This is a genomic window from Microbacterium koreense (assembly GCF_042677105.1).
Taxonomy (GTDB): domain Bacteria; phylum Actinomycetota; class Actinomycetes; order Actinomycetales; family Microbacteriaceae; genus Microbacterium; species Microbacterium koreense.
The window spans coordinates 841,231-861,838 of record NZ_JBHTIM010000001.1; the positions used below are offsets into that span (position 1 = coordinate 841,231).

Here is a 20,608-nt window from a genome sequence, read left to right on the forward strand (position 1 = left end):
CACATAGGGAGCTGTGGCGCGGCACGAGCCACGCAGAGTATCGGTCGATCGCACATAACTCCTATCGTCCGTGCGCCGACCACCCGATGCTACGGCGAGAACAGCCCATAGGTTCTATCAGACATGGGATGTAGATGAACCCATAGGTTGACTTGAGCATCGATTAACGCTCTAATGATGCCGAACATCGGATGTATCTGGATCAAACATCCGACCTTTCCCACAGCTCAAGGAGGAACTGTGCGAGCAGGCATCCGCACTCTGGTATCCGTCGGCACCGCGCTGTCTCTGATCGGGACGGCTCTCGTCGCCGTGCCCGCGGCATCGGCCGAGAGTTCCGAGGAGGCTGTGGCGGAAGGTGCCCCACAGCACCGCCTCTGGTATGACGAACCGGCTCCGGATGACAACGGGGGCTGGGCCGATCGCTCTCTGGCGCTCGGCAACGGCTACATGGGTGTCAATGTGTTCGGCGGGACCGAGACCGAGAGACTCCAGGTCACCGAGAACAGTCTCTATGACTCCATCGAGGGTGGCGGGCAGCGTCCCGGAGGGCTCAACAGCTTCGCCGAGATCAACCTCGACTTCGGACACGCCGGCGTGGCCGACTACATGCGGGAACTCGTCTTGGACGAGGGGGTTGCCCGGGTGAGGTACGTACACGGGGGCAGCGAGTTCACGAGGGAGTACTTCACCAGTTATCCCGACAAGGTGCTGGCCATGCGTCTGGGTGTATCCGAAGCGGGCGAGCTCTCATTCACGCTTCGCCCCACCATTCCGTTCCTTCGTGAGTACCGCGACAGCCCCGGAGACGGCCGCGGAAAGAGCGGAACGGTGGTCGCCGTCGACGACACCATCACGATGTCCGGGACGATGGAGTGGTACGGGATCGAGTTCGAGGGTCAGTTCAAGGTGATCCCGCAAGGGGGCACGCTCGAGGCCCACAATGACGACGGCAACGGGACGATCACCGTCTCGAACGCCGACAGCGCGACGATCCTCTTCACCCTCGGTACCAACTACGAGTTCGATCCCCAGGTCGTGCTGACCGAGGATCGGCTCGCCAAGCTCGCCGGATTCCCGCATCCGCATGACGAGGTGACCGCGTCTCTCGCCGACGCATCCGCGAAGACCTACGACGAGCTGCTCGCCGCGCACCAGGCCGACTACCTCGAGCTGTACGAGCGCATGAGCTTCGACATCGGCGGCGAAGAGCCGACCGTCCCGACCGACGACCTCATCGACGCTTACCGTTCGGGCACGCCCAGCCCTTACCTGGAAGAGCTCGCGTTCCAGTTCGGGCGGTACATGCTGATCTCGTCCTCACGTGCGGGCACTCTGCCACCCACCCTGCAGGGAATCTGGAACGTCTATGAAAACCCGCCGTGGGGCTCGCGCTACCTGCACGACCTCAACCTCCAGATGGCGTACTCGCCGGCGTTCCCCACGAACATGCCCGAGCTCTTCGAGTCTTACACCGACTTCTTCGAGGCGTTCGTGCCGCGTCAACAGGCGTACGCGACCGAGTACATCGATCTGTACAACCCGTCCGAGCTCGACCCCGACGGTGACAACGGCTGGTCGGGACCGTTCTGGACCGCTCCCTACGACATCCCCGGCAAGTCGGCCGTTGCAGGCTTCGGGACCGGCGGCTGGATCGGCCTCATGTTCTGGGACTACTTCGACTACACGCGTGACGAAGGGCTGCTCGAAGATGTCGTGTACCCGGCGATCTACGGGCAGGCGAACTTCCTGTCGCGCTTCGTGCAGGAGCAGGACGGACTGCTCCTTGCGAACCCCTCGTCATCTCCCGAGCAGTTGCCTCGCAACACGGTCGGCACCACCTTCGATCAGCAGATGATCTACGAGACCCATCTCAACACGCTCAAGGCGGCCGAGATACTCGGACGCTCCGATCCGCGGCTCTCGACGCTCGAGAGTCAACTCCCCCTCCTCGATCCGATCCAGGTGGGCACGTCGGGCCAGATCAAGGAGTTCCGCCAGGAGGAGTACTACGGCGAGCTCGGTGATCCGGGACACCGCCACATCTCCCACCTTCTGGGCATGTCGCCCGGACAGCTGATCTCGACGCTGACTCCTGCCTGGCTGGATGCCGCAGAGGTCACTCTCGAAGGACGTGGCGGCGAGAGCGGCATCGGCTGGGCGCAGGCCAAGCGCATCAGCCTGTGGGCAAAGGTGCACGACGGCGCCCAGGCCTATTCCTACTACCAGGACCTGCTGCAGAACCACCTCATGCACAACCTGTTCAACAACCATCGGCTGACCGGAGTCCTGTTCCAGGCGGACGGCAACTACGGCGCGACAGCGGGGGTGGCCGACATGCTGCTGCAGAGCCACCACGACATCATCTCCCCGCTGCCGGCCATCCCCGATGAATGGGCTGACGGCAGCTTCGAGGGGATGCTCGCACGGGGGAACTTCGAAGTGTCCGCCGCGTGGTCGAACGGTCACGCGGATCGCATCAGCGTGCTCGCGAAGTCGGGGGGGACTGCCAAGCTCAGCTACCCGAACATCGCCGACGCGGTGGTGACCGTGGACGGCGAACCGGTCGATGCGGTGCCGGACGGTCAGGACCTCGTCGCGATCGAGACGACCGAGGGTCAGTCGATCCTCATCACCGGCATCCCGGCGGTCGATCCGCTCGGAGCACCCGCAGATCTCGCGATCATCGAGGATCAGCGCGATGAGGTTGAGCTGGCATGGAATGCGTCGACGGATGCGGCGTCCTATCGGCTGTACCGGGCGGTCGGCAGTGCGCCGGAGTACGAACTGGTGGCGTCGGATGTCGAGGACGCCGAGTTCACCTACCGGGCCGATGATCTCGATCAGATCGAGCAGATGACTCTTCGAGTGACCGCGGTCTCGTCAGACGGCCGCGAAAGTGAGGGAGCGACGACAGTGCGCCTCCTTCCAGACGAGAGCGCGACCGACGATCGTCCTGTCTACACCGGCACGGCCTCGCAGTCCTCGACACGATTCGGTGGAGTCCCCGAGCGCGCGATCGATGGGAACACCGACGAGGTGGACTCCCACAGTCACACGGACTTCGAGGATCAACCCTGGTGGGAGGTCGACCTGGGGGAGATCCGTGACATCGACGAGATCGTGATCTGGAACCGCACCAATCCGGTTCCCGCTCAGCGCACGAAGGAATTCTACGTACTGGTGTCCGACGCTCCGTTCGTCTCAGGATCGCTGGACGAGGTCCTCGCCCAACCGGGAGTGGCCGCCTTCTATCACGAGGCCGCACCCATGCCGTCGGCCGAGTTCGACATCGACCGCACCGGCAGGTTCGTCCGCGTGCAGTTGACCGGCATCAACTCGGGAACCTCCGTCGCCCTCCACCTCGCAGAGGTGCAGATCTTCGGACCTGAGGAGCCCGGCGAGGAGCCGGACGTGGTGAGACCAGAGGCGCTCCTTGTTTCGCCATCCACGGGGGGACCGTTCCCGCAGCTCGCCGTTCGGGTTGACGCGACCGACGACGTCGGGTTGCGGCGGATCGTCGCGAACATCTATCAGGGATCGACCCTGGTCCGGTCGACGCAGTCGGCCGTGCCCGATGGGGCCGCATCCGGCACCCACACGGCGACGGTGGATCTGCCCGACGGTGACTACACGGTGAAGTTCAATGCGCAGGATCTCGCCGGCAACATCTCGCGCACCGGGCAGGCGCCGTTCACGATCGACTCGACGCCGCCGACGGTCAGCATCAAGGGCGGCAGCGAGTTCACGGTTGGCGATGGCGATGGCTACGCGAAGGTCAGCTTCAAACTGCACGACCCGGGCAAGATCGATCGTGTCGAGCTCAACGGCACGGCCAAGGATCTCGACGACAACGTGTGGTCGGACCTCAACCATGTCGTCGCCGGAGCCTTCGGCGGCGTGCTCGGCCCGAATCAGCTGAAGGTCTTCGACATCGCCGGCAACGTGACCCTCGTCGAGTTCACCCTCGTGGAGCCGCCAGGCGTGCGGTTGCCCGTCGGGGCCCACTAAGCAGCCGACCCCGACATCTGACGACGAGAGCGGGCGCATGTGACCTGACTGCCTGAGGCTCTACCCCAGCATTCTCTGCGAAACGCGACCCAGCACACCCACACCAACCGATGAACAGAGGAGTTCATGGCATGTCAGAGATAGAGTCCACGCGGTTGCGCGCCCCACGCGGCGGCAGCGGATCGCGCATCGCAGCCGGCGTCGGTCTCGCGGCGCTCGTACTTTCGACACTCGTCGCCGTACCTGCACACGCGGCAGACCCGATCACGGTCTACGTCGCGCCGCACGGCGACGATGCCGCGGACGGCACTTCGCCGACGGCACCGGTTCAAACCCTTCCGCGGGCTCAGGAGCTGGTACGTGAGGTGACCCCGGATGCGGAGTCCATCACCGTCGCCCTCGCGGCGGGGGACTACTACCTCGATGAAACTCTGCTGTTCACCAACGCCGACTCGGGAGCCGACGGCGCACCCGTCCGGTGGGTGGGTTCGGAGGAGGGCACCAGAATCAAGGGAGGCCGAGTGCTGACTGGTTCATGGACGCCTACCGCGAACGACCCGAGCGTCTTGGTCACCGACGTGCCCGTCGGCATCGACTTCGATGAGCTCTTCATCGACGATGTCCGGCAGGTGATGGCCCGGTATCCCGACTACGACGAGAACGCGCCGCGTCTCGAAGGGACGACGACCCTCGCGACCCTGAACGCGCGCTCGGCCGAGTGGGCGGATCCCACCACCGGATACGTCCGTGCCATGCACTGCCGAGACTGGGGAAGCGTCTCGTTCACCATCGGGGGTCGGGAAGACGGCGAGCTGCTCCTCGACTTCGTCGGCGACAACAACCGCCCGCAGAATTGCAACGAGGAACGTCCTCTCAGCGCGAATGCGGTAATGGTGGAGAACGTGCGCGAAGAGCTCGACGCGCCCTTCGAATGGTTCCTCGACCGGGATGCGGGCAAGCTCTATCTCAAGCCGGGTCCCGGTGTCGACCTCGACAACGCGAAGGTCGAGGTGGGCGAACTCGATGAGCTCGTCATCCTCGAAGGAACATCGGCGGCGGACCCGCTCCACGACATCACGTTCGAGAGCATCGAGTTCGGTCGGACGCACCGCACCCTGTTCAACAGCACCTTCGAGGGCCTCTCGCGGGGTGACTGGTCGGTCGTGCGCAAGGGCGCCATGACGATCCGAAACACGCGCGATGTCTCCATCGTCGACTCCGCCTTCACCGACCTCGGCGGGAACGCGGTCTTCCTCGACGGCTACAACGAGGGCACCGAGATCGTGACGAGCGTTTTCGAGAACAACGGCGCGACCGACGTGCACGTGGTCGGTTCGCCGTCGTCAGTGCGCGACTACGCGGGCAACTACTTCACTACGCCGGACATCACCGACCTGGGTGCCGGGCCGAAGACCGAAGACTACCCGCGCGACGTGCTCATCGAGGGAAACGCCATGAGCAATCACGGCCGTTACGAGAAGCAGACCTCTTCGGTCAACATCTCGATTGCGCTCGATGTCACTGTTCGCGGAAACACGATGTCGAACAGCCCCCGCGCGTGCCTCAACTTCTCCGACACGACGTGGGGTGGTCACCTGATCCAGGACAATGACATCTTCGACTGCGTCAACGAGACGGGTGACAACGGGTCGATCAACGCCTGGGGTCGTAGTCGGTTCTGGGAGACGGGTGCGCGCAGGGACGCGTTCGCGAGCCTCGCGGACGGGGTGACCTTCATGGGCAACACCGGCGGCGAGCTGACTCCGGAGCAGGCGCGCGAGATGGCGAAGCTTGACACGATCCGACCCATTGTCATCGATCACAACCGGTTCTGGCACGACGGCGATTGGGCGATCGACCTCGATGACGGGTCGTCGCAGTTCATCATGACGAACAACGTCCTGCTCAAGGGTGGCATCAAGCTGCGGGATGGCTTCGATCGCACGGTGACCAACAACCTCATCCTGGACGGATCGACTTTCGAGCAAGTGAGCTACATGCCGAACGGCGATGTGATCCGAAACAACATCACGTTGGGGGACAATCCGTACTTCAACACCAACAACGAGCCGGCGCTCGCCGCGTACGACATCGACGAAAACCTGTTCTGGAATGCCGGCGATCCGATCGGCATGAGAACCAAGCCCGGTGTGAACGAACAGCTCTCGGCCGACGGGAGCACGCTGAACACGTCGGCCCAGTGGTACGCCGCAGGGATGGATCGCAACTCCCGTGTGGCCGCTCCCGGCTTCACGAGCTCGGATCCGGCCGGCGAGTACGACTTCACGGTCGGCGCCGACTCACCCGCTGTCGCACTCGGCTATACCAACATCCCCATGACGGGCTTCGGTGCACCCGGTGCCCCGCTGCCCCCGCCGGCGGTCCTGCTGCCGGACTCGGGCGGTGAGGTCCCCATTGAGGTCGAACGGCAGAGGTTCGTCGAGCAGCTGTGGGGCGGGCAGATCGACAACATCACGACACGCGCCGAGCAGTCCGCGTATGCGATCAACGACTCGAAGGGCGTCAGGTTCGTGTCGGTGCCGAGCGACAGCACGGCCGCGGCGGCGGGTCTCGAGCCCGACGACCTGATGCGCGCCATCAATGGAGAGGAGCTCTCCGAGGATCGCAACTCGTTCTGGCAGGTCTACAACGCGCTGCCAGCGGGCGAACCGATCACGCTGGACGTGCGGCGAGGCTCCACCGATGTGGCCATCTCGTTGACGAAACCGACCGCTCCCGAGCTTCTGAACAACACATCGGGCGTGATCTACCGCACGGCAGAGCCCGCCACCGCCGAGAGCTGGCTTTGGCGGGACATCACGAGCGGAGGCCGAGGCGCGCACCTGCGGGACATCGACGCCACGCAAAACGACGGCGACGCGTGGGAGCTGACCTTCCACGGAACCGGAATCGACGTGATCTCGCAGATCAACGGGGACCTCGGCGACGTGGACATCGCTATCGATGGTGAGCCCTACACGACGCAGTCGTTCTACAGTCCCACGCGCATGCATCAGCAGACCGTGCTGTCGGTCAGCGGCTTGCCTGCGGGGGTGCACACCATCACCGGGACGAAGAAGACCGGCAGCTACATGATCGTCGATGCCTTCCTCACCCACCCCGCGGAAGACGCGGAGCCGGATGCGGAGCGTCCGGTGGCGACTCTGGTCGCTCCTTCCGAGTCGGGTCCGTTCCCGGAGCTCGATCTCAGGGTCGACGCGACGGACGATCACGGGCTGAAGCGGATCGTGGCGAACGTCTATCAGGGCGCGACGTTGGTGAAGTCGACGCAGTCTGCCGTGGCCGACGGTGCGACCGCGGCGACGCACACTGCAACGGTGCGTCTTCCCGATGGCGAGTACTACGTGAAGTACAACGCGGAGGATCTTGCCGGGAACATCGCCAGGACTGGATCATTCGCGTTCACGATCGATGCCACTGCTCCGACGCTGCAGGTCAAGAGCGGCGCGCAGTTCACCGTCGGCGAGGACCCATACGGCCTCGTCAGCTTCAAACTGTTCGACGCAGGCAAGATCGACCGGTTCGAGATCAACGGAGTGGTGAAGGACCTGGCGGACAACAAGTGGTCCGATGTGAACTTCGTTGCTCCGGGCAAGTTCGGTGCGGTGCAGGGTGCCAACGTCATGAAAGTGGTCGACGTCGCGGGAAACGTGTCCACTGTCGAGTTCACTCTCGAGTGATCGAGCGCGACTGACGTGGGCGATGGGCTGCCCTCCGATCGGCGATCGGAGGGCAGCCTGGTGCCGTGCACTCGTCGGCCGTCATCCGGCAACGCGAGATGAGCCGTCGAGCGCCACGACTACGAGCCTCTCGAGGCGCTGGTGGACAGGTTCCGCTGATTACACCTGCGTCCGGCGATCCCACCTCTGACCGTCCACACCCCTGCCACCGGGAATGCACGAGTCCCATGTTTCAAGCGAGAATCCAGCGTTCTACCGCGCTCATCATCTTGAAGCAGCTTAAACATCCCACCAATAGCTTGACAGCATGCATCCCATCTCATACCGTTTCTACCAAGGTCCCAGCAATTGGTACTACGTCACTCGAAGAGGAGTATTGATGGACGTCGACACCGGCGCGAACGCTCCCGCCGTCGCACCCGCGACGCCGCTGCTGAGCATTCGCGACGCGAGCAAGGGGTTCCCCGGAGTCCAGGCTCTGAGCGGTGTCCACCTCGAGCTGGGATACGGGCAGGTTCTCGCCCTCGTCGGTGAGAACGGTGCCGGCAAGTCCACGCTCATGAAGCTGCTGTCCGGCATCTACACGCCTGACACCGGCGAATTCGAGCTCGAGGGCAAGCCCTTCCAGCCGGAGTCGCCCAAGCACGCGCAGGAGCTCGGGATCAGCATCATCCATCAGGAGCTGAATCTGATGCCCGACCTCACGGTCGCTGAGAACATCTTCATCGGGCGCGAGCCCCGGCGATTCGGTGTGCTCTCGGACCGCACGCTGCGGCGCAAGACTCAGGAACTGCTCGACCGGCTCGAGCTGCGGCTTCGCCCCGACGCGATCGTCGGTGACCTGTCCGTCGCACGCCAGCAGATGGTCGAGATCGCGAAGGCGCTCAGCTACAACGCGCGAGTGCTCATCATGGACGAGCCGACCGCGGCGCTGAACGAGGCCGAGGTCGAGACGCTGTTCACCCTGATCCGCCGGTTCGTGACCCCGCAGACCGGCGTCATCTACATCTCCCACCGGATGCAGGAGCTGGCTCAGATCGCCGATGCCGTCACCGTGCTGCGCGACGGCACGAACGCGGGAGACCGTGCCATGGCGGAGACGAACGATCGCGAGATCATCTCGCTGATGGTCGGCCGAACGATCTCCGTCGAGCAGCGCCCTCAACCTGCCGACCCCGGCGCGACGCTGTTGTCGGTGAAGAACCTCAGCACCGACCACCTGCTTCGGGATGTTTCCTTCGAGGCGCGAGCGGGCGAGATCCTCGGCTTCGCCGGGCTCATGGGAGCGGGGCGAACCGAGCTTGCGCGCGCCATCATCGGTGCCGACCCGATCAGCGGCGGATCGGTCGAGGTACACGGGACCGTGCAACGCATCGGGTCGCCGGCGACCGCAGCGCGGAACGGAATCGGCTATCTCTCCGAGGACCGAAAGAAGCTGGGCGTACTCGTCGATCGCGACGTGAGAGAGAACATCGCGTTGCCCTCGTTGAGGTCCTTCGTCAAGGGGCCGATCGTCGACGTCAAGCGGATGGACGAGGTCGCACGCGAGTACATCATCGCACTGCGGATCAAGACACCGGCTACCACGCAGGAGGTGCGAAACCTGTCTGGGGGAAACCAGCAAAAGGTCGGCATCGCGAAGTGGCTTGAGCGCGACTGCGACGTGCTGATCTTCGACGAGCCGACGCGCGGCATCGACGTCGGAGCCAAAGAAGAGATCTACGCCCTGCTGACGCGGCTGGCTGCGCAGGGCAAAGCCATCATCGTCATCTCGTCCGACCTGCCCGAAGTCCTTCGGGTCTCCCACCGCATCGCAGTGATGTGCGAAGGACGCCTGACCGCAGTCATCTCTAACGAAGAGGCAACCCAGGAGATCCTCATGGAGTATGCCACCGACACCAGCACCGAGGTGAGCACGTGACCGACACATCATCCACCCCTACGCCGACGCTTCCGACGGGTACCCTCGTCACGCAGTCCGGTGGCGGATTCCGCGATCGACTTCGCGGGTCGCTTCAACAGCTGCTTGCCTTCGCGAGCCTCATCGTGATCGTGGTGGTCTTCTCTTTCTTGAGTCCGCACTTTCTGACGGTCAACAATGTCATCAGCATCCTGGTGGCCGCGACCGTCGTCGGCATCCTTGCGCTGGGCACCACCTTCGTCATCATCACGGGCGGGATCGACCTATCGATCGGTACGGGCATGATCCTGTGCGGCGTGATGACCGGAGTGTTCCTCACCTACTGGGGGTGGCCGCTCTGGCTCGGCGTGATCGCCGCTGTGGCATTCGGAGCCCTCATCGGGTTCGTCAACGGTGTCAATGTCTCGATTCTGGGTATCCCGCCGTTCATCGCGACGCTGGGAATGATGCTGATCGCCTCTGGGCTTTCCTTGGTCATCTCGGGAACAAGCCCCATCTACTTCAACGACACTCCCGGATTCGGCGACATCATGAACTTGCCGATCATCCCCGGCACGCGATTCCCGCTCGGGGTTGCGATCTTCCTCGCTGTGATCGTCATCGCCGCGTTCGTCTTGTCGAAGACGGTGATCGGACGCTACGCGTTCTCAATCGGCAGCAACGAGGCCGCGACCGCTCTGTCCGGGGTCAACGTCAAGAAGTGGAAGATCCTCATCTACACGATGTCTGGACTCTTCGTGGGACTTGCCGGAGTGCTCTCCGCGTCCCGTCTGAGTTCGGCACAGCCAACCGGTGGCCTCGGCGTCGAACTCGAGGCGATCGCGGCCGTGATCATCGGCGGAACATCTCTGGCAGGCGGCAAAGGGTCGATCGTCGGCACCGTGATCGGTGCTCTCATCATGGCCGTGCTCACCAACGGTCTCCGCATCATCTCGGTGCCCCAGGAGTGGCAATCCATTGCGGTCGGCATCGTCATCTTGGTCGCCGTCTACCTCGATATGCTTCGGCGCCGCGCGTCGACATGATCTCTACCGCCCATCCCGCACCAACAACAAACACGAAGGAGTGAAACATGTGGAAGAAGCGCGCAATCACCACCGCGGTGGGTATCGCGGTCGCAGCGCTCGCGCTGAGCGGTTGCTCAGGCGACTCGTCGAGCGACGGCGGAGCGACAGGAGGTGACGCCGGTTCAGGCGAGAAGCCGTACATCGCGCTCATCTCGAAGGGCTTCCAGCACCAGTTCTGGCAGGCCGTGAAGGCGGGAGCCGAGCAGGCCGCCGCAGAGTTCGACGTCGAGGTGACGTTCGAAGGCCCCGACACCGAAGCCGACGTCGACCAGCAGGTGCAGATGTTGCAGACGGCACTTGACAAGAGCCCGGATGCGATCGGTATCGCCGCATTGGACAGCCAGGCGGTCGGACCGCTTCTGGATCAGGCGCAGTCGCAGGACATCCCCGTCATCGCCTTCGACTCGGGTGTGGACAGCGACATTCCGCTCACCACTGCCGCGACCGACAACCTCGCGGCGGCCGCCGAAGCCGCCGCGCAGATGGCGGAGGCCATCGGTGGCGAAGGAAAGGTCGCGATGGTCGTGCACGACCAGACGTCGCTGACCGGTCAGCAGCGTCGTGACGGCTTCGTGGAGTACATGGAGGCGAACGAACCCGGCATCGAGATCGTCGACATCCAGTACGGCGGCGGCGACCCGGCTCAGTCCGCTGACCTGGCGAAGGCGATGATCTCGGCGAACCCCGACCTCGCCGGCATCTACGGCTCGAACGAAGGCTCGGCGATCGGCGTTGTGCAGGCGGTCGACGAGCTCGGGCTCGAGGACGGTTCGCTCACGATCGTCGGATTCGACTCCGGAGCGGCGCAGATCGATGCCATCACCTCGGGCACCATGCTCGGAGCGATCACGCAGAACCCGGTCGGCATCGGTTACGAGACCGTGAAGGCAGCCGTCGAAGCCATCAACGGTGAGTCCTTGCCGGAGACCATCGACACGGGGTTCTACTGGTACACCTCGGACAACATCGACGATGACGAGATCCGGGCCGTGCTCTACGACTGATCGACGATCGGTCGAGTCCGATCGGTGCAGGTGTGGGCGCATCACCGCCCGCACCTGCACCTGATCTTCTGTCCATATTGGTGAGACGCACGAGTGTTTGGAGCATCCGATGTCGCAAACCGATAACGCCATTGCCGCTGTCAAGATGATGATCGAGACGGGGGAGTTGAAGCCGGGGGATCGGTTGCCGCCGGAGCGGGAGCTGGGCGAGGTTCTCGGGGTTTCCCGGAACTCGTTGCGTGAAGCGGTGAAGTCGCTCGAGGCGATTCGTGTTCTCGATGTGCGTCGCGGCGATGGCACGTATGTGACCAGTCTCGATCCGAAGGTGTTGCTGGAGGGGATCTCGTTCGTCGTGGACATCCATGACGATGCGACGCTCATCGAGATGTTCAGTGTGCGGAGGATGTTGGAGGCTGCTGCGGCGCGCGTGGCGGCGGGGTGTGCCTCGGAGGAGCTGCTCGGTTCGCTGGAGTCGATCGTGGAACGTTCACGTGCGACGCAGACGGTGGATGACCTGGTCGAGCTTGACACGGTGTTTCATCGGGAGCTTGCCTCGGCCGCCGGGAACCGGTACCTCTCGGGGATCCTCGAGACGTTGTCGAGCAGTACGGTTCGTGCGCGTGTGTGGCGGGGGTTGTCGCAGACGGGTGCTGTGGATCGCACGATCGCGGAGCATTCCGCGATCATCGCTGCGGTGCGCGGTGGTGATGCGGAGCTGGCGGGGGCGTTGATGACCGCGCACATCGCGGGTGTCGAGAACTGGCTCAAAGAAGCCGCACGCATGCTGGACGACGCCGACCAAGGGGATGCCGATGGGCTCGCCGACTGACACGACGATACGCACGTCGTCGCTTCGCAACGGGGTCCGCCTCTCGGAAGTGGGCTTCGGGGCCGCGCAAATCGGCAATCTCTATACGCAGACCACGGATGCGGCTGCGCGCGCCGCTGTCGATGAGGCCTGGAGCGAGGGCATCCGGTACTTCGACACCGCCCCGCACTACGGCCTCGGGCTTTCGGAGCGTCGCTTGGGTGACGCACTCCGCGGGAGACCGCGGGAGCAGTTCACGCTGTCGACGAAAGCGGGTCGCCTGCTGGTGCCGAGCCCCGAGACTGCGGATCAGGCCGACGACCATGGCTTCGCGGTACCTGCGTCGCTTCGCCGGCAGTGGGACTTCAGCGGACCCGGCGTCCGCCGGTCGATCGAGGAGAGCCTCGAGCGACTCGGGCTCGACCATGTCGACATCGTCTATCTCCATGACCCCGACGCGTTCGGTGACCAGTGCGTGACGGAGGCCTTGCCGGAGCTCGTGCGTCTGCGTGAGGCGGGCGTCATCGGCGCGGTCGGAGCGGGGATGAACCAGGCTCCGATGCTCGCGCGGTTCATCCGAGAGTGCGATGTCGATGTCGTCATGTGCGCCGGCAGGTTCACGCTTCTGGACGACGATGCTCTCTCGGACCTGTTGCCTGTGGCGCTGCAGCATCGCGTGGGCGTGGTCATCGCCGGTGTGTACAACTCCGGACTGTTGAGCGCCGAGACGGTGCCCGAGGACGCGAAGTTCGATTACGAGCAGGCTCCTCTCGCGTTGATCGACCGGGCTCGCGCGATCGCCGCGGTGTGTGCTGAGCACGGCGTCACTCTGCCCGAAGCTGCGATCTCCTACCCTCTGCACCACCCCGCCGTCGTGTCGGTGGTCATGGGTGCCCGCACAGACGCGCATGTGACGAGCAACCTCGAACGCTACCGAGCCGCCGTGCCCCACGCGCTCTGGCGCGACCTTCAGGACCGAGGGCTTCTCGGTTCCGACTATCCCCCTCAGACAGGAGATGTCCTCCCATGACGACCATCACCGGAGTCGCCGTTCACGATGTGAGGTTTCCGACCTCTGTTTCGGCGGATGGATCCGATGCCATGAACAAGGACGCCGACTACTCCGCCGCGTACGTGGTGCTGTCCACCGACGACCCTTCGCTGTCGGGGTTCGGCTTCACCTTCACGATCGGGCGCGGCAACGATCTCTGCGTCGAGGCGGCCCGTCAGCGTGCTCTGCCGCTGATCGGCCGGGACGTCGAGGAGATCATCGGCGACCTGGGCGCCGTGTATCGAGAGCTCGGCGCTGACTCTCAATTCCGATGGCTCGGACCTGAGAAGGGTGTCATCCATCTCGCGCTCGCCGCCGTGATGAACGCGGTATGGGATCTTGCGGCACGTCGTGCGGGCAAGCCGTTGTGGCGGCTCCTGGCGGACATGACACCCGAGCAGCTCGTCGACGTCGCCGACCTGAAGTATCTCAGCGACGCGCTGACACGCGAGGAGGCGATCGCGATCCTCCGGGACGCTGAGCCGACCCGTGAAGACCGGATCGCCGAGCTCGAACGCGCCGGGTATCCGTGCTACACGACGTCCGCAGGCTGGCTCGGCTACTCCGATGACAAGCTGCGACGTCTGTGTCAGGAGGCTGTCGACGCCGGCTACAAACACATCAAGCTCAAGGTGGGCGCGAGCCTCGAGGACGACATCCGTCGTTGCCGGATCGCACGTGAGGTCATCGGCTGGGACGCGAAGCTCATGATCGATGCGAATCAGGTGTGGGACGTGCCGGAGGCGATCGAGTGGGTGCAGCAGCTCGCGCAGTTCCAGCCGTTGTGGATCGAGGAGCCGACGAGTCCGGATGACGTGCTGGGCCATGCGGCGATCCGCAAGGCCGTGCATCCGATCGGTGTCGCGACGGGTGAGCACGGGATGAACCGTGTGCTGTTCAAACAGCTCTTTCAAGCAGAGGCGATCGACTTCTGTCAGCTCGACTCCGCACGCCTCGGCAGTGTGAACGAGATCCTCGCCGTCTATCTCATGGCGAAGAAGTTCGATGTGCCCGTTTGCCCGCACGCCGGCGGTGTCGGGCTGTGCGAGCTCGTCCAGCACCTGTCGGTCTTCGACTACGTCGCGGTGTCGGCGACGCTGGAGAACCGCGTCACCGAGTTCGTCGATCACCTTCACGAGCATTTCGTCGACCCGTGCATCGTCGAGGACGGGGCCTACCGGCTGCCGTCGGCACCCGGATACAGCGCCGAGATGTACGCCGAGACGATCGAGACTTTTCGATTCCCTGAGGGGACCTACTGGCAATCCGAGGGCGCGTCGTCGCCCGCTCACGAGTACGCCCTCGTGGTGGGAGGAGAGAGATGAAATTCATGCGAATCGGCGAGGTCGGCGCCGAGCGGGCGGTCGTCGAGATCGACGGACGAACGTTCGCGGTCGAGGCCGAGATCGACGGTGCGTTCCTTGATTCAGATGGCATAGCCCGCACACGACAGGCGGTTGCCGACGGCTCCCTGACCGAAATCGACATCAGCGACCAGCGTGTCGGCGCTCCCCTCGCCCGGCCGGGCAAGATCGTGTGCGTCGGCCTCAACTACCGCGACCACGCCGATGAAACCGGGGCGCAGTATCCGGCCGAACCTGTGCTGTTCATGAAAGACCCGTCGACGGTCGTCGGCCCGTTCGACGACGTGCTCATTCCGCGCACTTCGGTCAAGACCGACTGGGAGGTCGAGCTCGGCGTCGTCATCGGTAGCACGGCGCGATACGTCTCGTCACCTGCGGACGCGATGGCCCATGTCGCGGGGTATGTCGTCTCACATGATGTGTCGGAGCGCGAGTTTCAACTCGAACGGTCGGGCCAGTGGGACAAGGGCAAGAGCTGTGAGACCTTCAACCCGATGGGACCTTGGTTCGTTCCCGCCTCCGAAGTCGCCGAGCCCGGGGCGCTGGGATTGCGGTTGTGGGTGAACGGCGCTTTGATGCAGGACGGCTCGACGAAGAATCTCATCTTCGACATTCCGTTCCTGGTCTACTACATCAGCCAGTTCATGGTGCTTCGCCCCGGTGATGTCATCAACACCGGCACACCCGCGGGAGTCGCGTTGGGGCATCCCGACCCGAAGCCCTATCTGCGTGAGGGTGACGTGGTGGAACTCGAGATCGACGGACTCGGTCGTTCGCGACAGGAGATGGTGCAGGCATGAGTGCATTCGATGGACTGACCGCGGTCGTGACCGGAGGGGCATCGGGCATCGGCAACGCGACGGCGCTCGCGTTGCGGGCGCAGGGCGCGAACGTCGCCGTGCTGGACATCGCCGTGGACGACCTCGACGACGGATTGTTCGGCGTCGTCGCCGACGTCACGGATCGTGACTCCGTGACCGCGGCGGTCGAGGGTGTCGGCGAGGAGTTCGGCGGCATTGACATCGTCGTGAACAACGCGGGGATCAGCGCCGTGGGAACCGTCGAGGAGAACGACGACGCCGAGTGGTTGCGCGTGCTCGATCTGAATGTGGTGGGAATGGCGCGTGTGACGTCGGCCGCGCTGCCATGGCTGCGGAAGTCGTCGGCGGCCGCGGTGGTGAACGTGAGTTCGATCGCCGCGTTGAACGGTCTGCCCCAACGGGCCGTGTACGCCGCTTCCAAAGGCGCCGTCATGTCGCTCACTTTCGCAATGGCGACCGATCACGTGCGTGAGGGCATTCGCGTCAATTGCGTGAACCCCGCGACCGTTTCCTCCCCCTTCGTCGAGCGGATGCTGAAGAAGTTCCCCGATCCGGTCGCCGAGCGGGCGGCGCTTGACGCGCGACAGGCCACGGGTCGTATGGTCACGCCCGAGGAGGTCGCCGATGCGATCGTCTTCCTCGCCAGCCCTGCGTCTCGCTCGGTCACCGGTACTGCGCTGGATGTCGACGGCGGGGTGACGCATCTGCGGGTGAGGCCGCAATGAGCACGGGCGCCGTTCGGCGCATCGCATCGGTCATCGGCCTGCCCTCCGAGCACGCGGCGGAGTACGACCGTTACCATGCCGATGTCTGGCCGGGAGTGCTCGAGACCCTCCGGCGGCACGGTGTGCGCAACTACTCGATCTATCGTCACGGGGATCTGCTCTTCTCGTACATGGAATATGTCGGCGACGACTACGACGCCGACATGGCGGGGATAGCCGCCGACCCGACCACGCAGCGGTGGTGGAGCATCATGGAACCACTGCAACGACCCCTCGATGATCGTGCGCCGGGCGAATGGTGGAAGAGTCTGCCTGAGGTTTTCCACGCCGACTGAAGGAACCAACACTGTGTTGATCGACACGCACGCTCACCTCTGGGACACCGGCGTCCTCGACTATCCCTGGTTGGCTGAGGCGGATACGTTGCCGAAGGTCTTCCTCCCCGCTGACCTTCGGGAGGGGGACCGCGAGAAGACCCGATTCGTGTTCGTGCAGGCGGACTGTCTGGCATCACAAGGCCTCGAAGAGGCGCGGTGGGTGGCAGACCGCGGAGCGGACGATCTGGCCGGCATCGTGGCATTCGCGCCGCTTGAGACGGCTGCCGTGACGGCAGACCTTGCCGCGCTGGATGCGGTACCGGGCGTCGTCGGGATCCGCCGACTGCTCCAGGATGCGGATGAAGAGCTCCTCGATTCTCCCGACCTCGACGCCGGACTCGAAGCGGTGTCGGCTCGCGGTTGGACGTTCGATGCGTGCATCCATTGGCAACAGCTCTCGGCGCTCACGCGTCTCGCCGCGCGCCACGAGGGGCTTCCGATCGTGCTGGACCACCTGGGTAAGCCGCCGCTCGACTCTGACGACACCCAGACCTTCGCGCTGTGGCGCTCGCAGCTCGCCGACCTCGCTTCCTTGCCGCACGTCTTCCTGAAACTGTCCGGCCTGCCGGCCGAAACCGTGTCCGAGCCGACTGCCGGCGCTCTGGGTCCCTGGCTTCGCGCGGCTTTCGACCTCTTCGGTCCCGATCGAAGCATGCTGGGAAGCGACTACCCGGTGTCGCGCCGGCGGGGGATGGTCCGGGCGGACTGGTTCGACCTCGTCGCGAGTGCTCTGGGAGCCTCCGCCGCAGAATGGGCGCAGGTTCGCGAACACACGGCCCGTGCGGTGTACCGGCTCGACCTGGATTAGCCTCGACACCGAGGCGAGCGCGGGCGACCACGCCGCATCGAGGAGGGTGAGCGAACGATGAGGTCCTTGAACGCGAAGAAGGCTCTCGTTGTGCGGGGAGGGTGGGAAGGGCACTTTCCCGTCGAAACGACGGACGTGCTCATCCCGTTTCTCGAAGAGCGCGGGTATCGGGTGGAGGTGTCGGAGAGCACTCGCGTGTATGCGGACCCTCGCGCCATGGCGGAGACCGATCTCGTGCTGCAGTGCATCACGATGTCGAGCATCGAAGATGACGCGATGCGCGGATTGGATGCTGCGGTCCGCGCTGGATTGGGCTTCGCCGGGTGGCATGGAGGCGTTGTCGATTCGTTCCGCAACAGCGCCGAGTACCTTCACCTCGTCGGCGGGCAGTTCGTCGCCCACCCCCAGAAGCCCGTGGAGCGACGGGCGGGAGTCTCAAGCGACAATCTCGTCCATCACTCGATCGATATCACGGAGCGCGGGTCGACGCATCCGATCACCGAAGGGATTGAATCGTTCGCGCTGACGACCGAGCAGTACTGGGTGCTCACGGACGAGTACAACGAGGTGCTGGCGACGACGACACATCCGAGCAAGCCGGGCGATCCGTGGGGGAGGACAGTGACGTGCCCCGCGATATGGACACGTACATGGGGTGAAGGACGCGTGTTCGTCGCCACTCCGGGGCACGACCCGTCGGTCCTCGCCGATGACAACGTGCGAACCATCGTCGAGAGGGGATTGCTGTGGGCGAGTCGATGAAGGTCGGCATCATCGGCCTGGGCAAGATCAGTGGGCAGTACCTCGCGACGCTCTCCAGTCGGGACGATGTAGAGATCGTCGCGGTCGCCGACCTCGACGCGGTGCGGGCGGAAGAGGTGGCTGCACGCACTGGCGCGACGGCGCTGAGCGTCGACGGTCTGATCGCAGCCGACGGCATCGACGCGGTGCTGAACCTGACCGTTCCCGAGGCGCACGCGGATATCTGCGCCCGGGCGATCGCGGCGGGAAAGCACGTTTTCGTCGAGAAGCCGCTGGCGCTCACCGTCGCGGACGGGGCTGAGCTTGTGCGCTCCGCCGAGGCGGCCGGCGTCTTGTTGGGGTGTGCGCCCGATACCGTCCTCGGCTCCGGCGTGCAGTCCGCACGAGCGGCGATCGATCGCGGTGACATCGGCACTCCAGTGGCAGCCTCGGCTGTGTGGGCGGCTCCCGGGCATGAGCTCTGGCACCCGTCGCCCGCGTTCTACTACCAGTCTGGCGCGGGGCCCCTTTTCGACATGGGGCCGTATTACCTCACCGCTTTGGTCTCCATTCTCGGACCTGTCGCGCGGGTCTTCGGACATACTTCTCGGTCGGAGCGCGAACGCATGGTGGCGACGGGGCCGCACGCCGGGCGTGCGGTGCCGGTCGGTGTCGATACCCACGTCACGGCTGTTCTGGAGCACGCCTCCGGTGTCGTATCGACGGTGACGATGAGTTTCGAGGTGTGGGCGACCCGGATGGCAGGCATCGAGGTTTATGGAACGAGCGGCACCGTCGCGGTGCCCGACCCGAACCGCTTTTTCGACGCGGTCGAGATCTTCACTGCGGAGTCCGGCGAGTGGGCGTCCCTCGACCACTGCGCGGGTCATCGAGAGGGAGGGCGAGGTCTGGGCCTGATCGATATGGGCGAGGCGCTGCGCGAAGGCCGGGAGCATCGCGTCTCGGGGGAGTTGGCGCTGCACGTTCTCGAGATCATGGAGTCGATTCTCGAAGCGGGGCGGGGTCGCCGCGTCGTAGAGCTCACGACGACAACGCGACGACCAGATCCGATCCCGCACCTTCCGCCGCCTAGGACATGACCGGCGGGCAGGCGGGGACAATCTCGACGTGCGAGCCTCGAGCGCCCCTGACGCCCGGCGGGTAGCGCGAGCGTGTCAGCCGAGTATCAGCCGACGGATGCGGCGGCCAGCCGCATCCGCGTGTCGTTCGCGGCGGGCGATCATCGGCCCGCGTGACGCAGGGCGGCAATAGCGTCGGAGGTGGCGGCGTTGCCGCCCGGCCCGCGAGCTTCGACCGGGCCGCCCAGAGACTTTGGAGGTACTCATGACCACGCGATTCGCTGGCAAGTCGATCATCATCACGGGCGGCGGGTCCGGGCTCGGACGTGCGAGCGCGGTCCGTCTCGCGACCGAAGGCGCGAAGCTGGCACTCGTCGACATCTCGCAGGAAGGCCTCGACGCAACCGTCGCCGAGATCCGCGAACAGGCGCCGGATGCGGAGGTCATCACCGTGACCGCGGACGTGTCGAGCGAGGCCGACGTGCAGCGATACGTCGATGAGACCGTGTCGGTGTTCGGACGGATCGACGGCTTCTTCAACAACGCCGGCATCGAGGGAAAGCAGAACCTCACCGAGAACTTCACCGCTGACGAGTTCGACAAGGTCGTGGCCATCAACCTGCGCGGCGTCTTCCTCGGTATGGAGAAGGTGCTCGCGGTCATGAACGCGCAGGGCGACGGTGGCTCGATCGTCAACACGGCGAGTGTCGGGGGCATTCGCGGCGTCGGCAACCAGTCCGGCTACGCCGCAGCCAAGCACGGTGTCGTCGGGCTTACCCGTAATTCGGGTGTCGAGTACGCCGAGATGGGCATACGGGTCAACGCGATCGCTCCCGGGGCCATCTGGACGCCGATGGTCGAGGGATCGATGAAGCAGCTCAGCGCCGACGATCCTCGGGGCGCGGCCCAGCAGTTCGTGCAGGGCAACCCCACGAAGCGGTTCGGCGAGCCGCACGAGATCGCGTCGGTCGTCGCGTTCCTTCTCTCGGATGACGCGACCTACATCAACGCGGCGGTGATTCCTATCGACGGCGGCCAGTCGGCGAAGTACTGACGCCACGAGGTTGAAGCGGGGCTCGCCGGAGGGCGGGCCCCGCTGTCGTGTCTCCCCACGGGGGGGGGTGCCCCTA

General features: G+C 64.8%; 15 protein-coding genes. All 15 read left to right on the plus strand.

Translation table 11 applies throughout. The features are described 5' to 3' along the window. Positions 1-240: 240 nt before the first annotated feature. The 15 genes from ACFQZV_RS03835 to ACFQZV_RS03905 all read left to right on the plus strand — a co-directional run bounded on the left by ACFQZV_RS03835 (position 241) and on the right by ACFQZV_RS03905 (position 20,532). Entirely contained in the window at positions 241-4,011 is a 3,771-nt protein-coding gene (locus ACFQZV_RS03835; RefSeq protein ID WP_378750687.1) for a glycosyl hydrolase family 95 catalytic domain-containing protein, read from the plus strand. 131 nt (positions 4,012-4,142) lie between these two features. Further along, entirely contained in the window at positions 4,143-7,712 is a 3,570-nt protein-coding gene (locus ACFQZV_RS03840; RefSeq protein WP_378750685.1) for a PDZ domain-containing protein, read from the plus strand. Between the two features lie 307 nt (positions 7,713-8,019). After that, positions 8,020-9,633, plus strand: coding sequence for a sugar ABC transporter ATP-binding protein (locus tag ACFQZV_RS03845; protein ID WP_378783257.1), 1,614 nt, complete (start codon positions 8,020-8,022; stop codon positions 9,631-9,633). Then, positions 9,630-10,658: an ABC transporter permease gene (locus tag ACFQZV_RS03850; protein WP_378750681.1), complete on the plus strand. Its 1,029-nt coding sequence runs from the start codon at positions 9,630-9,632 to the stop codon at positions 10,656-10,658. Before ACFQZV_RS03845 ends, ACFQZV_RS03850 begins: the two co-directional genes overlap by 4 nt. A 47-nt stretch (positions 10,659-10,705) precedes the next feature. Beyond that, positions 10,706-11,704 carry an ABC transporter substrate-binding protein gene (locus ACFQZV_RS03855; RefSeq protein ID WP_378750679.1) on the plus strand — a complete coding sequence of 333 codons (999 nt, stop codon included), beginning with the start codon at positions 10,706-10,708 and terminating at the stop codon, positions 11,702-11,704. A gap of 109 nt (positions 11,705-11,813) precedes the next feature. Then, positions 11,814-12,533, plus strand: coding sequence for a FadR/GntR family transcriptional regulator (locus tag ACFQZV_RS03860; RefSeq protein ID WP_378750677.1), 720 nt, complete (start codon positions 11,814-11,816; stop codon positions 12,531-12,533). Beyond that, on the plus strand, positions 12,517-13,542 hold the full coding sequence (locus tag ACFQZV_RS03865) for an aldo/keto reductase (protein WP_378750675.1): 1,026 nt from the start codon (positions 12,517-12,519) through the stop codon (positions 13,540-13,542). The genes ACFQZV_RS03860 and ACFQZV_RS03865 overlap by 17 nt, the downstream gene beginning before the upstream one ends. Continuing rightward, on the plus strand, positions 13,539-14,888 hold the full coding sequence (locus ACFQZV_RS03870) for an L-fuconate dehydratase (protein WP_378750673.1): 1,350 nt from the start codon (positions 13,539-13,541) through the stop codon (positions 14,886-14,888). The genes ACFQZV_RS03865 and ACFQZV_RS03870 overlap by 4 nt, the downstream gene beginning before the upstream one ends. Beyond that, on the plus strand, positions 14,885-15,727 hold the full coding sequence (locus ACFQZV_RS03875; RefSeq protein ID WP_378750671.1) for a fumarylacetoacetate hydrolase family protein: 843 nt from the start codon (positions 14,885-14,887) through the stop codon (positions 15,725-15,727). The genes ACFQZV_RS03870 and ACFQZV_RS03875 overlap by 4 nt, the downstream gene beginning before the upstream one ends. Further along, complete coding sequence (locus ACFQZV_RS03880) at positions 15,724-16,473, plus strand: SDR family NAD(P)-dependent oxidoreductase (RefSeq protein ID WP_378750669.1); 750 nt, start codon at positions 15,724-15,726, stop codon at positions 16,471-16,473. Before ACFQZV_RS03875 ends, ACFQZV_RS03880 begins: the two co-directional genes overlap by 4 nt. After that, on the plus strand, positions 16,470-16,808 hold the full coding sequence (locus ACFQZV_RS03885) for an L-rhamnose mutarotase (RefSeq protein WP_378750667.1): 339 nt from the start codon (positions 16,470-16,472) through the stop codon (positions 16,806-16,808). Before ACFQZV_RS03880 ends, ACFQZV_RS03885 begins: the two co-directional genes overlap by 4 nt. Positions 16,809-16,824: 16 nt before the next feature. Continuing rightward, the gene (locus tag ACFQZV_RS03890) at positions 16,825-17,658 is read left to right on the plus strand and encodes an amidohydrolase family protein (RefSeq protein WP_378783259.1); all 834 of its coding nucleotides are present in this window, start codon (positions 16,825-16,827) and stop codon (positions 17,656-17,658) included. A 57-nt stretch (positions 17,659-17,715) separates the two neighbouring features. Next, a complete protein-coding gene (locus ACFQZV_RS03895) occupies positions 17,716-18,420 on the plus strand; it encodes a ThuA domain-containing protein (RefSeq protein ID WP_378750663.1) in 705 nt (234 codons plus the stop codon). Next, positions 18,405-19,499, plus strand: coding sequence for a Gfo/Idh/MocA family protein (locus ACFQZV_RS03900; RefSeq protein ID WP_378750661.1), 1,095 nt, complete (start codon positions 18,405-18,407; stop codon positions 19,497-19,499). The genes ACFQZV_RS03895 and ACFQZV_RS03900 overlap by 16 nt, the downstream gene beginning before the upstream one ends. A 244-nt stretch (positions 19,500-19,743) precedes the next feature. Next, the gene (locus tag ACFQZV_RS03905; RefSeq protein WP_378750659.1) at positions 19,744-20,532 is read left to right on the plus strand and encodes a glucose 1-dehydrogenase; all 789 of its coding nucleotides are present in this window, start codon (positions 19,744-19,746) and stop codon (positions 20,530-20,532) included. Positions 20,533-20,608 lie beyond the last annotated feature (76 nt).

Excerpts from the sequence above, each read along its gene's own strand:
- ACFQZV_RS03840 (WP_378750685.1), top strand. The coding sequence starts at position 4,143 with ATGTCAGAGATAGAGTCCACGCGGTTGCGCGCCCCACGCGGCGGCAGC.
- ACFQZV_RS03845 (WP_378783257.1), top strand. The coding sequence starts at position 8,020 with ATGCATCCCATCTCATACCGTTTCTACCAAGGTCCCAGCAATTGGTAC.
- ACFQZV_RS03855 (WP_378750679.1), top strand. The coding sequence starts at position 10,706 with ATGTGGAAGAAGCGCGCAATCACCACCGCGGTGGGTATCGCGGTCGCA.
- ACFQZV_RS03860 (WP_378750677.1), top strand. The coding sequence starts at position 11,814 with ATGTCGCAAACCGATAACGCCATTGCCGCTGTCAAGATGATGATCGAG.
- ACFQZV_RS03865 (WP_378750675.1), top strand. The coding sequence starts at position 12,517 with ATGGGCTCGCCGACTGACACGACGATACGCACGTCGTCGCTTCGCAAC.
- ACFQZV_RS03870 (WP_378750673.1), top strand. The coding sequence starts at position 13,539 with ATGACGACCATCACCGGAGTCGCCGTTCACGATGTGAGGTTTCCGACC.
- ACFQZV_RS03875 (WP_378750671.1), top strand. The coding sequence starts at position 14,885 with ATGAAATTCATGCGAATCGGCGAGGTCGGCGCCGAGCGGGCGGTCGTC.
- ACFQZV_RS03880 (WP_378750669.1), top strand. The coding sequence starts at position 15,724 with ATGAGTGCATTCGATGGACTGACCGCGGTCGTGACCGGAGGGGCATCG.
- ACFQZV_RS03885 (WP_378750667.1), top strand. The coding sequence starts at position 16,470 with ATGAGCACGGGCGCCGTTCGGCGCATCGCATCGGTCATCGGCCTGCCC.
- ACFQZV_RS03895 (WP_378750663.1), top strand. The coding sequence starts at position 17,716 with ATGAGGTCCTTGAACGCGAAGAAGGCTCTCGTTGTGCGGGGAGGGTGG.
- ACFQZV_RS03905 (WP_378750659.1), top strand. The coding sequence starts at position 19,744 with ATGACCACGCGATTCGCTGGCAAGTCGATCATCATCACGGGCGGCGGG.